This is a genomic window from Pseudomonas inefficax (assembly GCF_032164165.1).
GTDB classification, from domain to species: Bacteria; Pseudomonadota; Gammaproteobacteria; order Pseudomonadales; family Pseudomonadaceae; genus Aquipseudomonas; species Aquipseudomonas inefficax.
In genome coordinates, this window is sequence record NZ_CP134401.1 from 5,683,824 (window position 1) to 5,697,661 (window position 13,838).

General features: G+C 61.9%; 13 protein-coding genes. 9 read left to right on the forward strand and 4 right to left on the reverse strand.

Going from position 1 to position 13,838, the window contains the following annotated elements:
- Window positions 1-80: 80 nt before the first annotated feature.
- Window positions 81-1,337, forward strand: a complete 1,257-nt coding sequence (locus tag RIN61_RS25600) for a cation:dicarboxylate symporter family transporter (RefSeq protein ID WP_112251620.1) — start codon at window positions 81-83, stop codon at window positions 1,335-1,337.
- A 116-nt stretch (window positions 1,338-1,453) separates the two neighbouring features.
- On the opposite strand, the gene RIN61_RS25605 is transcribed toward RIN61_RS25600, so the two are convergent.
- The 3 genes from RIN61_RS25605 to RIN61_RS25615 form a co-directional block, all read right to left on the reverse strand.
- A complete protein-coding gene (locus RIN61_RS25605) occupies window positions 1,454-1,957 on the reverse strand; it encodes a peroxiredoxin (protein ID WP_207877842.1) in 504 nt (167 codons plus the stop codon).
- Window positions 1,958-2,026: 69 nt separating this feature from the next.
- A complete protein-coding gene (locus RIN61_RS25610) occupies window positions 2,027-2,650 on the reverse strand; it encodes a dTMP kinase (protein ID WP_112251615.1) in 624 nt (207 codons plus the stop codon).
- Between the two features lie 184 nt (window positions 2,651-2,834).
- Window positions 2,835-3,623 carry a helix-turn-helix transcriptional regulator gene (locus tag RIN61_RS25615; protein ID WP_215520861.1) on the reverse strand — a complete coding sequence of 263 codons (789 nt, stop codon included), beginning with the start codon at window positions 3,621-3,623 and terminating at the stop codon, window positions 2,835-2,837.
- 162 nt (window positions 3,624-3,785) lie between these two features.
- Here RIN61_RS25615 and RIN61_RS25620 point away from each other — a divergent pair, with 162 nt between their 5' ends.
- Window positions 3,786-4,607 (forward strand): carbon-nitrogen hydrolase family protein, encoded by an 822-nt coding sequence (locus RIN61_RS25620; protein WP_313854925.1) that lies wholly within the window; start codon window positions 3,786-3,788, stop codon window positions 4,605-4,607.
- Between the two features lie 100 nt (window positions 4,608-4,707).
- Window positions 4,708-6,030, forward strand: a complete 1,323-nt coding sequence (locus tag RIN61_RS25625; RefSeq protein ID WP_112251609.1) for an APC family permease — start codon at window positions 4,708-4,710, stop codon at window positions 6,028-6,030.
- Window positions 6,031-6,142: 112 nt separating this feature from the next.
- On the opposite strand, the gene RIN61_RS25630 is transcribed toward RIN61_RS25625, so the two are convergent.
- A complete protein-coding gene (locus RIN61_RS25630; protein ID WP_133972439.1) occupies window positions 6,143-7,786 on the reverse strand; it encodes an acetolactate synthase large subunit in 1,644 nt (547 codons plus the stop codon).
- Between the two features lie 185 nt (window positions 7,787-7,971).
- Here RIN61_RS25630 and RIN61_RS25635 point away from each other — a divergent pair, with 185 nt between their 5' ends.
- The 6 genes from RIN61_RS25635 to RIN61_RS25660 all read left to right on the forward strand — a co-directional run bounded on the left by RIN61_RS25635 (window position 7,972) and on the right by RIN61_RS25660 (window position 13,782).
- Window positions 7,972-8,853, forward strand: coding sequence for a LysR family transcriptional regulator (locus tag RIN61_RS25635; RefSeq protein ID WP_112253415.1), 882 nt, complete (start codon window positions 7,972-7,974; stop codon window positions 8,851-8,853).
- A 401-nt stretch (window positions 8,854-9,254) separates the two neighbouring features.
- Complete coding sequence (locus tag RIN61_RS25640) at window positions 9,255-10,220, forward strand: amino acid ABC transporter permease (RefSeq protein WP_112253414.1); 966 nt, start codon at window positions 9,255-9,257, stop codon at window positions 10,218-10,220.
- Window positions 10,221-10,235: 15 nt separating this feature from the next.
- Window positions 10,236-11,000 carry an amino acid ABC transporter ATP-binding protein gene (locus RIN61_RS25645; RefSeq protein WP_112253413.1) on the forward strand — a complete coding sequence of 255 codons (765 nt, stop codon included), beginning with the start codon at window positions 10,236-10,238 and terminating at the stop codon, window positions 10,998-11,000.
- Between the two features lie 58 nt (window positions 11,001-11,058).
- Entirely contained in the window at window positions 11,059-11,898 is an 840-nt protein-coding gene (locus RIN61_RS25650; protein WP_112253412.1) for an ABC transporter substrate-binding protein, read from the forward strand.
- A gap of 97 nt (window positions 11,899-11,995) precedes the next feature.
- Entirely contained in the window at window positions 11,996-13,291 is a 1,296-nt protein-coding gene (locus RIN61_RS25655; protein WP_313854932.1) for an NAD(P)/FAD-dependent oxidoreductase, read from the forward strand.
- A gap of 20 nt (window positions 13,292-13,311) precedes the next feature.
- Entirely contained in the window at window positions 13,312-13,782 is a 471-nt protein-coding gene (locus RIN61_RS25660) for an Lrp/AsnC family transcriptional regulator (RefSeq protein ID WP_046614108.1), read from the forward strand.
- Window positions 13,783-13,838 lie beyond the last annotated feature (56 nt).

The following is a 13,838-nucleotide window of genomic DNA, read 5'->3' on the forward strand; positions in this document are numbered from 1 at the left end:
GGGCGTGAGCGCTTCGCTCACGCCTTCAATTACTGCCAACAGCGCAGCACACCATAAATCAATAAAAATAGGCTGGCGTCATGAAAAAAGTCCCACTGGTCTGGCAGATCGTTATCGGCTTATTGCTCGGCATCGGCGTTGGCTGGTTCTTGAATACACACCCGGAACATCAACAATGGGTCAGCAGTGAAGTGCTCAAACCCCTGGGTGACATCTTCATCAAGATGATGAAGATGATTGTTGTGCCCATCGTCTTCTGCTGCATGGTGCTCGGCATTGCAGGGGGTGGCGACAACAAGTCGTTTGGCCGTATGGGGGTCAAGTCCCTCGGCTACTTTTTCGCAATCACCACCTTGGCCATCATTGTCGGGCTCGTGCTGGCCAATCTTCTGGAGCCTGGCTCAGGTACAGTGATCGCCGGCATGACCGAAGGCGATGCGAGCATTAAATCGGAACCTGCCACAGGCGCTTTGCTGATCCTGCAGAACATTGTGCCGGACAACCTCTTCCAGTCGCTGTCCGAAGGCAAGCTGCTTTCCATCCTGTTCTTCGCGGTACTGTTCGGCATGGCCCTGAACGCCTTGCCGCGCGAAAAGAGTGCCCCAGTCGTGGCAACACTGCAGGGCACCGCCGACGCAATGTTCAAGCTGGTGAACTATGTCATGGCATACGCGCCCATTGGGGTGTTCGGCATGATCGGCTCCACCGTGGCAACCTTCGGCTTCGCCTCCCTGCTGCCATTGATGAAGTTGATCGGGGTCGTTTACCTGGCACTGATCCTCTTCGCACTGATCGTACTTGGCGGCATCTGCCTGTTGATCGGCGAGAACCTGTTGAAGCTTGTCCGCTATTTCAAGGATGAGCTGATCCTGGCGTGCTCGAGTGCGGCATCCGCGGCGGTAATGCCACAGCTGATGGAGAAGCTTGAACACTATGGTGTTCCCAGGCGTATCGTCAGCTTCGTAGTACCGGTCGGGTATGCGTTCAACCTGGATGGCGCGTCGATCTTCCTGGGGGTCGCGACAATCTTCATCGCCCAGCTTTACGGTATAGACCTCACACTGTCCCAGCAAATACTGCTGGTCGTGACCATGGTGCTCACCTCCAAGGGCGCAGCCGGTGTTCCAGGCTTCGCAATCATCATCCTCTCAGCCACGCTGGCATCTGCCGGGCTTCCCCTCGACGCTGTGGCGCTGGTGGCAGGCATCTTCCGAGTGATTGAAAGCGGGACTACCACGCTGAACGTGCTCGGCAATGCAATCGCACCACTAGTGATTGCCCGCTGGGAGGGGGTTCAGTTGAAACCATCCCGGCGTGAGGCGGCGAGTAAAGGTTGACGGGCCGATTGCCCAGCCCTTCGAGCTGCGCTGTCGCGCAGGGAACAATATTCGAGAACGGGTCACATCCCCTGTGGTAGCGGGCTCGCCCGCTCCCACAGTAACGGTGTATGCCTTCAGAGCTTACAAACAGCCAACATGCTCGCGGCGTCGCTGCACTCGAACTTGCCGGGTGCTTCGACCGCGATGTGCCTGACCACCAGGTCGTCGACCAACATGGCATAGCGTTGCGAACGCCGGCCCAAACCGCGCGCCGATAGGTCCTGGATCAGGCCCAGCGCCTCGCTGAATTCACCGTTGCCATCGCCAATCATCCTGACCGCCCCGCCCACCTGCAGGCTCGCGCCCCAGGCATTCATGACGAATGCATCATTGACCGAAACACAGAGAATTTCGGCAACCCCGGCGGCGAACAGGTCCTGGGCCGCAGCCACGTAGCCCGGTACATGCCGCTCCGAGCAGGTAGGCGTGAAAGCACCTGGCAAGCCGAAGATCAGCACTTTTTTCTGCTTGCAGCGCTCGTGCAGGGAAAACGCGTTCGGGCCGATCGCGCAGCCGCCCTCGCCGTTGCTGTACTGGTAAAGCGTTACGTCGGGCAGTGTATCGCCGGTCTTGATCATCGCTGTATCCCTGGGGCGGTAAATGGCCAGGCATGATGCAGCATCCACCAGCGTACGTACATCCAGCGGTCAGCTCTGGCGTGGTCGAAACACGCTATCGATCGCGGCCACTACCTGCCTCGTTGCATCCTCGATGGCTCCTTCATTACGGCATAGTACCCAGCCGTGCTCCGCTACCGCACGCTCGAACGCCTCGGTACAGGCAACCTGCTCGTCCAGGCTATGGATCACCGTACTGCCCAATCCGCGCGTTCGTGCCGCGGCCCTTGCCCATGAGGTATCAGGGGCCGTGACAACGCCGACATGCAAATCGGGCACTTGCACATTTCGCTCGAGGTTCAGGCGCAGGATCTCGTCGAACGCCACGGTGCGGCGAAATGCGGCATCAGACGGGTACCAGCGATCGATCAGGATGATGCTGTCTACTGGCTGCCTGGGCAGCACGTGCCGGGAAATCCAGGCACGGCTTTCGGCGAAGCGCTCGCATACCCTCAATTCCAGGTCCCGGGAGGGGTTTCTGACCAGTTGATTGACAAGGGCCATGGTTTCCCCCCGATAGGGGTCGCTTTTTTTCTCGCAAAGCCGGATCACTTTCTTGTTGTCAGCCCGCAGGGCCTTGGTCACGGCCTCCAGAAGCGTGGTCTTGCCAGTGCCCTTGGGCCCATCGATGGAAACAAACAGCGGGCGGGTCATTTTTCATTACCAGTCAGATCTGAAGATGCAGCGCAGGCCTAGGTACGAGCGCGGTCCTTGTGGGAGCGGGCATGCCCGCGAAGCAGGCGACGCGGTGGATGGCACCGGCTATGCCGGTGTTCGCGGGCACGCCCGCTCCCACAGTATTCAGCACAAGCCAGTGGTGGCATGCAGCTGGCCGCAATCAACCCAGCTGGGCCTGAAGAAACAGCGAAAACAGCTCCGACTGCGATTTGATACCCAACTTGCTGTACATATGCTTGCGGTGCACTTTCACTGTTTCCACGGAGATTTCAAGCTTGCGCGCGATCTCTTTGCTGGAACACCCGCTGAGCATCAGCCGGCCCACCTCCAGCTCACGCCCGGTCAGCGGCGACTCCATCTGCTCGACCCTGTCCTCCATGCGGCTTTGCCAGTGCGGCGCAGGCTTGCTGGCCTCTTCCAGCAGCTCCCGCTCGAAGGTCATCCGCTGGCGCATCAGCCCAGTGACCCACGGCCGCACCAGTTCCAGCAGGGTGACCTGTTCGATGCTGAATCGGCGCTTGCTACCCAACGACAGGCACAGCGTGCGCTGCGCATCCAGCTGCACGTTGAACTGAACTTCATCGGCAACCACGTTAAGCCGGAAATAGCGCTGGTAGTAGTCCGTCTGCTCGAAACACTCAGGGGCCACATCCGCCAGGCGCACCAGGCCGGACGCCGCAGCCTCTCGGCTGGCCACGTAAAACGGGTCCAGCAGGTACAGGCCCTTCAGGTAATCCTGGAACAGCGGGTCAGGGTTGCCGTCTGCACTGGGGCATTCGGCGAACACCTGCGGGCGCCCTGCGGAGAACAGCAGCGCCACCCAGCTGTCGCAGGCAACGTACTCGTTCAGCAACCGCACCAGGGCTTTCCAGAAGTGGTCCTTGTCGAGGGTTTCGATCAATTGGCCTACCGATCGGTGCCAGGCGATGTCGTGCAGCGTAAAATTCATCCTCTACCCCTGTTGGGTTACCACGTGGGCGTAATACCCCCCGCCATGATGACCACCCCATAATCCGGGCTAGCTTACGCTGAGCGAACCTGTACCGGGATCGTTTTTTATACCCCATGCCGCCAGGGCATGGCGGTCGAAGCTGTCAGTCGAGGATTGGAAATGAAGGTAGAGCTTGTCCAACTGGCCGGTCGCGATGGCGATACCGCGTACAACCTGCAGCGCACCATCGAGGCGATCGGCAACTGCGGTGCCGATACCGATCTGCTGGTCTTCCCGGAAACCCAGCTGATGGGCTTCCCTACCGAAGAAAACATCAACCGCATTGCCGAGCCACTGGATGGCCCAAGCATCACGGCAGTCCAACAGGCCGCACAAGCGCGCAATGTTGCCGTGGTCGTCGGGATGGCCGAAGTTGCAGACGACGGTCATTTCTACAACACCACCGTGCTGGTCACGCCTGAAGGCGTCGCCCTCACCTACCGCAAGACCCACCTTTGGGCATCGGACTGCGGGGTTTTCACCCCAGGCGACCGTTTTGCGACAGCGCTGTTCAAAGGCATCCGTGTCGGCCTGCTGATCTGCTTTGACATCGAATTCCCAGAAGCCGCGCGTGCCCTGGGGCAGCTGGGCGCAGAACTGATCATCGTCACCAACGGCAACATGGACCCGTACGGCCCCACCCACAAAACCGCCATCACCGCACGCGCCATGGAAAACCAGGCCTTCGCGGTCATGGTCAACCGCGTGGGTGACGGTGATGGCGGCCTGGTGTTCGCTGGCGGCAGTGCCGTCGTCGACCCGTACGGCCAGTTGCTGTGCGAAGCCGGCCGTGGCGAGTGTCGCATGACCGTCGAACTGGCCATGGAGCAACTGCAGCAGTCGCGGCGCGACTACACCTACATCGCCCAGCGGCGCATCCGGCTGCCGGGTGAACAGGTCGAGCACGCTGACGGCCTTCGTGAACTGATCATCCCCTCCTGAATATTCCACCCCTTCCAGGCTCTGTTGCTGGAATGCAAGGCCGCCAGGGACGGCAGCATGTTCGACTCTGAATAACAATCACAAGCTGGAGCAAACAGTAATGGCCACACTCAAGCGAACGCTTTCGCTGGGCCCGGTGGTGCTTTTCGGCATCGCCTACATGACCCCCATCATCGTCCTGGGCACATTCGGTATCCTGGCCGAGACGACGGGAGGCAGGGTGCCCGCAGCCTACCTCGCTGCCGCCATCGCCATGCTCTTTACCGCCTTGAGCTACGGCCACATGGCGCGCGCCTTCCCGGTAGCCGGTTCCGCCTATACCTACGTGCGCAAATCGATCAGCCCGCAGCTGGGCTTCATCACCGGCTGGGCAGTGTTGCTTGACTATCTGTTCCTGCCCATGGCGATCTGGCTCATTGGCGCGGCCTATCTGCACTCTGCGTTCCCAGGCGTGCCGCAAGCCATCTGGGTACTGGCATTCATCGGCATCACCACAACGATCAACGTGATCGGCCTGCGCCTGGCCAAGACCGTCAATGGCCTGTTGATGTTCATCCAGCTGCTGGTGCTGGCGGCGTTCGTTGCACTCGCGGTGCGCTATGTCTGGGGTGACCCCACCGTGCCGCTGTGGACACTCGAGCCGTTCTACAAGGAAGGTACCCAATTGCCGCTGATCATGGGCGGTGCGGCGATCGCCTGCTATTCATTCCTGGGCTTCGACGCGGTCAGCACCCTGACCGAAGAAACCAAGGACCCAAGCAAGACCATTCCGAAAGCCATCCTGCTGATCACCCTGATTGGCGGCGGGCTGTTCATCGCCTGCAGCTACTTCGTTCAGCTCGCTCACCCGTCCACCGACTTTGCCAACGCCGACGCGGCGGCTTATGAAATTGCCCGGAACATCGGTGGCGACATCTTCGTCAGCATATTCCTGCTGGGGCTGATCGTCGGCCAGTTCACTTCGGGCCTGTCGGCGCAAGCCAGCGCCTCTCGGCTGCTGTATGCGATGGGGCGTGACGGAGTGCTGCCCAGGTCATTCTTCGGCAAGCTCAGCGAACGCTTCAGCACGCCTGTACCCAGCATCATCCTGTGCGGTGTGGTCGCCCTGCTCGCCTTGCGCATGGATGTGACGACCTCTACCTCGTTCATCAACTTCGGTGCGTTTCTCGCCTTCAGCCTGGTCAACCTGGCGGTGATCTTCCACTACTGGGTTGCCATGCAGCAGCGTGGCGCCAACGCGCTGCTGATGTACCTCGCGTTCCCTCTGGTGGGCTTTGCCTCGACCTTGTGGCTGATGGCAAGTCTCGATCACCTGGCGATCTACCTGGGCGCAGGCTGGCTCTGCCTCGGCGTGCTCTACCTGACCGTGATTACCAGTGGTTTCAAGCGCAAGCCCCCCGAGATGCACTTCGAGGAGGCCTGAATTCGGGCGAGGGGGTACATTTGTACTCCCTGCGCGAGCGATCGATCATTCCGCGCCGACCATCCGGTAGGGATCGGCACCAGCCTTGAGGTGGCGCCGATCCTTTCAGGCATTACACCGCCAGCGCGCGCTCACGCAGCTCGCTGTTGAGGATGCGGTCGTTTTCGCTGTAATCGACCGGGCAGTCGATCACGTGCACGCCCGGGGTCTTGATGCAGTGTTCGAGCAGCGGCAGCAGGCCTTCGGCGCTTTCCACGCGGTGGCCGTTGGCTCCGTAGGCTTCGGCGTACTTGACGAAGTCCGGGTTGCCGTAATCCAGGCCGAAATCGGTGAAGCCCATGTTCGCCTGCTTCCAGCGGATCATGCCGTAGCCGTCGTCACGCAGGATCACCACGGTGATGTGCATGCCCAAGCGTACTGCAGTCTCCAGCTCCTGGCTGTTCATCATGAAGCCGCCGTCGCCGCACACCGAAATCACCGGGCGGTCCGGGTGCACCAGGTGCGCGGCCATGGCCGATGGCAGGCCGGCGCCCATGGTCGCCAGGGCGTTGTCCAGCAGTACGGTGTTCGGCTTGTGCGCCTTGTAGTTGCGGGCGAACCAGATCTTGTAGATGCCATTGTCCAGGGCGACGATGCCTTCGGACGGCAGCACGCGACGGATGTCGGCAACCATGCGCTGCGGGTACACCGGGAAGCGGTTGTCGTCGGCGCCTTCGGCGATCTGCGCTTCGTTGGCTTCACGAATCGCCATCAGGCGGGTGAAGTCCCAGTGCGAAGTGTCGTTCAGGGCTTCGCTGATCTGCCATACGGCGTTGGCGATGTCGCCGATCACTTCCACCTGCGGGAAGTACACGGCATCGACTTCGGCAGAGCGGAAGTTGATGTGGATGACTTCGGTACCGCCACGAACCATGAAGAACGGCGGCTTCTCGATCACGTCGTGGCCGATGTTGATGATCAGGTCGGCAGCTTCGACGGCGCGGTGCACAAAGTCACCGGACGACAGTGCGGCGTTGCCCAGGAAGCGCGGATGGCGCTCGTCGACCACACCTTTACCCATCTGGGTGGTGATGAACGGGATGCCGGTCTTGTCGATCAGTTGCTTGAGGACCTTGGCGGTCATCTTGCGGTTGGCGCCGGCGCCGATCACCAGGATCGGGTTACGTGCGGCCAGCAGCTTTTCTACAGCCGCTTCGATGGCCACATGCTCTGCCAGCGGGCGACGGTGCAGGCTGCGCGGGATCGGCAGGGCGTCGGTCTGCTCGGCGGCGATGTCTTCCGGCAGCTCCAGGTGCACCGCACCCGGCTTCTCTTCTTCGGCCAGGCGGAAGGCTTCGCGCATACGCGCCGGGATGTTGTCGGCCGAGGCGAACTGGTGGGTGTACTTGGTGATGGGGTCCATCATGCCGCACACGTCGATGATCTGGAAACGGCCCTGCTTGGACTTCTTGATCGGCTTCTGGCCGGTGATCATCATCATCGGCATGCCGCCCAGGTAGGCGTAGGCGCTGGCGGTGACCAGGTTGGTGGCGCCAGGGCCAAGGGTCGACAGGCTGACGCCGGTCTTGCCGGTCAGACGGCCATAGGTGGCAGCCATGAAACCTGCGGACTGCTCGTGACGGGTCAGTACCAGCTTGATCTTCGACTTGCGCAGGGATTCGAGCAGGTCGAGGTTTTCCTCACCGGGAATGCCGAACACATACTCGACACCTTCGTTTTCCAGGCATTGCACAACGACATCGGCGGCCTTGGCCATTTGGGGTACTACCTCAAAATCTTTGTGGGATTGCAGATTTATTAAGCTGCGTGACTGAGATGTTGCAGGATGTCTCAGTGGCGCGCATCGTAGGCCCTCTGGTTAATAATAATAAATATATTGTTATGATGCTTAGCATCACAGTTCGTTATGAATGCGTTAGCCATTAAAGGTAGTCCCCCTCAATGAACCTCAAGGCGTTGCGCTGCTGCGTCGAAATCGTCCGCCAAGGCAGCTTTACCAAGGCTGCGCAGCACCTGCACATTGCCCAGCCGGCCCTGAGCATGGCGGTGACCCGGCTGGAAGAAGAACTGGGTGTGACCCTGTTCAACCGCACCACGCGCAAAGTGATCCTTACCGCCGAAGGCCAGCAGTTCTTGCCGCGGATTGCTTCGGCGTTGCGCGAAATGGATATTGCCCGCCAGGAACTGCGCGATATGGCCGACCTGAAGCGTGGTGAAGTGCGTCTGGGCATTCCGCCGATGTTTGGCCTGCACTACGTGCCCGGGTTGATGAACGCCTTTCGCAAGTTGTACCCGGGCATCGCCATGACCGTATTCGAAGGCAGTGCCGAAGACATTGGCCACCGCCTGGAACAACGGGAAATCGACCTGGCGCTGCTGGAGTCCAGGCGCGTGCCACCCGATAAGGAATCCATCCTGCTGGGCAGCGACGAGATGCTTGCATGCATGCACCCCGACCATCCGTATGCCGGCAAGGCCTCCCTCACGGCCGAGGATTTGCGCAACACCGACATGGTGGTGTTCGACCGCACCTTCGTTCAACGCCACCTTCTGGACGCCTTCTTCGCCGAACACGGGATTACCTACCAAGTGGCGCTGCAGAGCAACTTCGTCTCGCTGGTGGTGCAGGCTGCGCTGGACAACATGGGCGTTGCAACCCTGCTGCGCTCGGTACAGCAGCGTACCCCGGGCATTGTCGGCGTACCGTTCCGCCCGGCACAGCAGATGAGTTTCAGGTTGTGCTGGCGCTCGGGGGAATACCTGTCTTTGGCCAGCAAGCGCTTCATCGATTTTGCCGCGCAGACCCACTATCTGGAGCGTTGAGGCCGGCCTGTACCGGCCCTTTCGCGGCTAAAGCCGCTCCCACAGGGACCCTGCCAGCTCAAGGAATGCGCCATACCTGTGGGAGCGGGCGCGCCCGCGAACACCGGCGCAGCCGGTGCTATCCACCGCGTCGCCTGCTTCGCGGGCATGCCCGCTCCCACAGGGTCCCCGCCAGCTGAGGAATGTGCTGTACCTGTGGGAGCATCTTTAGCCGCGAATACCGGCGCCGCCGGTGGCAAACGATTTGACGGGGGCTGGTAGCAGATGTCAGGCACCGCACGCCTCAAATGCCAGCAAAAACCTGTAAAACGTTGCAATTCGTCAGGTTCTTGCCTGCGCTTCGCCTCCCTACAATGGCCTCACAACAACAAACGAGCCCAGCTCCGTGAGGCACGCCCCCCATGTACAGAGACCACATCGTCAAACCGCGTGCGACCGACAACCCGGCGTTCATGGCCCTGGCCACCGCCGTCATCTTTGCGCTCGCCCTGTTCTACGGCGTCGGCGACGGTAGCCTGGCCCGGCTGATGGGCCCGATCGTGCTCGACCTGCAGACACCGCTGCTACGCAACATCGCCGTGGCGGGTACCCTTGCGGTTACCCTGGTGCTGAACCTGTTCATCCTCGGGCGCTTTGCGCTGCGGGCCCAGGTCATCACCGTCTGGTTCGAACTGTTGCTGTTGTTCCTGCTGTTCTTCGACACCTTCGACCTGTCCTACAGCTTCATCGCCAGCAAGGTTGGCTTCATGATCACCCAGGGGGTGTTCACCACCGTCTACGTTTCCACGATCGCCATTACCATCGCCTTCATCCTGGCCCTGCTGGGGGCGACCGCACGGCTGTCGTCCAACGGCTTTGCCATCGCCATCGCCAGCTTCTACACCTCGTTTTTCCGCGGTGTACCGCTGCTGATCCAGATCTACCTGATCTACCTCGGCATCCCCCAACTCGGCTATGTAGTCGGTGCAGTGCCCGCAGGCATCCTGGCCTTGTCGCTGTGCTACGGCGCCTACATGACGGAAATCTTCCGCGCCGGCATCAGCAGCATCCCGCGCGGGCAATGGGAAGCCTCGCGGGCGATTGGCCTGACGCCCTTCCAGGCCATGACCCGGGTAATCCTGCCGCAGTCGATGCGCCTGATCATCCCGCCCACCGGCAACCAGTTCATCTCCATGCTCAAGGACAGCTCGCTGGTATCGGTGATTGGCGTGTGGGAACTGATGTTCCTGGCCCGCACCCAGGGCCGTGCCGAGTTCCGCCATCTGGAGATGCTGATTACCGCCGCCGTTCTGTACTGGGTGCTGTCGATCCTGCTCGAAGCCGTGCAGTCGCGCCTGGAAAAACGTTTCGACCGCGCCCACCGCTGATCGAGGAGCATCACCATGAATCAAGTAGTCACCCCCGCTGCCGCCCAGGCCGCCGTGTCTATCCGCGACCTGCAGAAATGGTATGGCGAGTTCCACGTGCTCAAGGGTATCGACCTGGAAATCGCCAGCGGCGAGATCGTGGTGGTCTGCGGCCCGTCCGGCTCGGGCAAGTCCACACTGATTCGCTGCCTGAACCTGCTGGAGGACTTCCAGAAAGGCCAGGTGCTGATCGCCGGCAACCCGCTGAACCGTGATGCCGCCAGCGTAGCCGCCATTCGCCGCCAGGTCGGCATGGTGTTCCAGCAGTTCAACCTGTTCCCGCACCTGACCGTGCTGGAAAACCTGATGCTCGGGCCGCGCCTGGTCAGCAAGCTCAGCGAGGCCCAGGCCCGTGCCCTGGCCCTGGAGCACCTCGAGCGGGTGCGCATCGCCAGCCAGGCCGACAAGTTCCCCGGCCAGCTATCCGGCGGCCAGCAACAGCGGGTGGCCATTGCCCGCGCGCTGTGCATGAAGCCGCGGATCATGCTGTTCGACGAACCCACCTCGGCGCTGGACCCGGAAATGGTCAAGGAAGTACTCGATGTGATGGGTGAGCTGGCCGAGGATGGCATCACCATGCTCTGCGTCACCCACGAGATGGGCTTCGCCCGCCGGGTCGCCGACCGCATCCTGTTCATGGACCAAGGCCAGGTAATCGAACAGGGCCCGCCCAACGAGTTCTTCGACAACCCGCGCCATGCGCGCGCCAAAGCGTTCCTCTCGCAGATCCTCAGCCACTGAGGCCTGTGTCTGCCGCTGTGCCAACACAACAACAATCGCATACCCGGAGACTTACCGAATGAACCCAATCGCACGCTTGTTCGCACTCACTGCCGTCGCCGGCAGCCTGGCCCTGATGACCGGCGCTGCCTGGGCAGGTGCCACCCTGGACCGCATTCACCAGAGCAAGGTCATGAAAGTGGCCACCGCCGCCAACTGGCCGCCGCAGTCGTTCCTCGGCGAGGACAATACCCTCAAGGGCTTCGACATCGATGTCGCCAACGAAATCGGCAAGCGCATGGACACCAAGGTGGAGTTCGTCACCCCCGAGTACGGCATCATCACCGCCGGGCGCTGGGCCAGCCGCTGGGACCTGTCGGTCGGTTCGATGACGCCGACCACCGAGCGTGGCCGCGTGCTCGACTTCCCGGCCATCTACTACTACACCCCCTACATGTTCGCCGTGCACAAGGATGCCGCCGTTACCAGCGCTGCCGACCTCAATGGCAAGACCATCGGCGTCGAGGCCGGCACGACCTCCGAGGACTACATCAACCGCCGGCTGAAGATCGACGCGGTGAATGTGCCTGCGTTCAGCTACACCGTGGAGCCGGGCGATGTGCAGACCTACGGCGACAGCATGGGCCCGCTGGATGACCTGCGCATGGGTAACGGCACCCGTCTGGATGCCGTCCTGTCGCCGCTGCCGACTATCAAGGGTGCGATCAAGGCGGGTTACCCGATCACCCCGGTGCAGGGCAAGCCCGCCTATTACGAACCGCTGGCCATCGCCACCGACAAGGGCGACGACGCCTTCAACGCCGAACTGGCCAAGGCCATCGACAGCATGAAGGCCGACGGTACGCTGAAGCAGCTGTCCGAGAAGTGGTACGGCGCCGACCTCACGCAAGTGCAGTAACCCCATGACCCGCAGGCCAGCGCTCTTCCGCTGAAGGGCGTGCGGCCCCCTCGTGCCCGCAAGACACGCAACGCCCAGCAAAAGGATGACCCAGCCGATGTCCAGTTACAGCAACAACTACTACACCGGGACCATGCGCCCAGCCCCGCAGCGCCCGGCCCTGGCCGGCGAAGCCCAAGCCGACGTGTGCGTCATCGGCGGCGGCCTGGCGGGCCTCAGCGTGGCCCGGGAACTGCTGGCGCGCGGGCGCTCGGTAGTAGTGCTGGAAGCCGCGCGGGTGGCCTGGGGCGCCTCCGGGCGCAATGGCGGCTTCGTGCTGCAGGGCTGGTCCGAAGGGCTGTCGGCCATCGAGCGGCGCTGCGGTAAGCAGACAGCAGCGGAGTTGTTCCGGCTGTCACTGGAGGGCGTCGATATCGTACGCGACACCATCGCCCGCCACCAATTGCCAGGCTGTGCCGCGACCACCGGCAAACTCAGCGTGGTGCGCTATGACGATGCCGACAACCTGCAGCGCACCCGCGACCGCATGGCCCGTGACTTCGGTTTCGAGATGGAATACCTGGACACCCCGACACTGCGCAGCCGCCTGCGCACCGACCGGTACTTCCAGGGGCTGCGCGACAGCCATGGTTTTCACTTCCACCCGCTGAATTACTGCCTGGGCCTGGCCGAACTGGTCGAGCTCGCCGGCGGCCGCATCCACGAGCAGTCGCCCATGCTGCGGGTAGTACGCAAGGCCGGGCATCACCGCGTGACCACTGCCCACGGCGCGGTCACTTGTACCGATGTGGTGTACTGCTGCGGCGGCTACGGCGGCGCCGAGTTCGGCCCGCTGCGCCGGGCGTTCCTGCCAATCGCTACCTATGTGGTACTCACCGAACACCTGGGCGAGCGCCTGGGTGACGTAATACGTACCACGGACGCCATCGGCGACAACCGTCGCGCCTCGGACTACTACCGCATCGTCGAGGGCGACCGCCTGCTGTGGGGGGGCCATATCACCACCCGCAACCTGCAAGACGAACAACGCCTGGGGCAATTGCTGTCCCGTGACATCCTCAGCGTGTACCCGCAGTTGCAAGGCCTGAAAGTCGCCAAGGCCTGGTCCGGGCTGATGGGCTACGCCCGCCACAAAATGCCGCACATCGGCCCTCTGGGCCCGGGGTTGTGGGCCTGTACTTCATTTGGGGGCCATGGTATGAACACCGCACCCGTGGGCGCCAGGGTAGTCGCCGAGGCGGTGTGCGGCGAAACCGACCGTTATCGCCTGTTCGATGCCTATGGCCTGGAATGGAACGGCGGACCGTTTGGGCCTGCTGCGGCACAAGCGGTGTATGCCGGGCTGAAACTGATGGACCGTTTCCAGGAAGCGCGCTCGCAGTACAACAACTAGAACGACAACCAGGAATCGCCATGGACGCCCTCCCCCCCGGCGCGCTGTTCAAACTTACCGAAAAGGACCGCCAACTGCTGGCGTTGCTGCAGGCCAATGCCCGCGAGCCCACCGCCTCGCTGGCTCGCAAACTGGGTGTGTCGCGCTCGGCGGTGCAGGAGCGCATCAACCGTCTGGAAAACGCCGGCGTGATCACCGGCTACAGCGTGCGCATCGATCAGGACAAGCTGCAGCAGGTGATCAACTGCTTCACCATGACCTCCTGCAGCAACAAGAGCTACACCGACGTGATGACCACCTTGCGCAAGATGGAGTCGGTGCAGGCGGTGTACGCGGTATCGGGCGAAATGGATTTCATCATCCACCTGACCACCCATACCTTGGGCGAACTGAATGCCGAACTGACCCGTATAAACATGATCAAGGGTGTGACCCATACGGCGTCGCACATTGTCATGGAGACCAAGTTCAGCAAGAAGCTGACGTTGTAACCCCCCTCCCAGGCTTGTGCAGGGCCTTGTGGGAGCGGGCATGTCGAGGCGTCGAA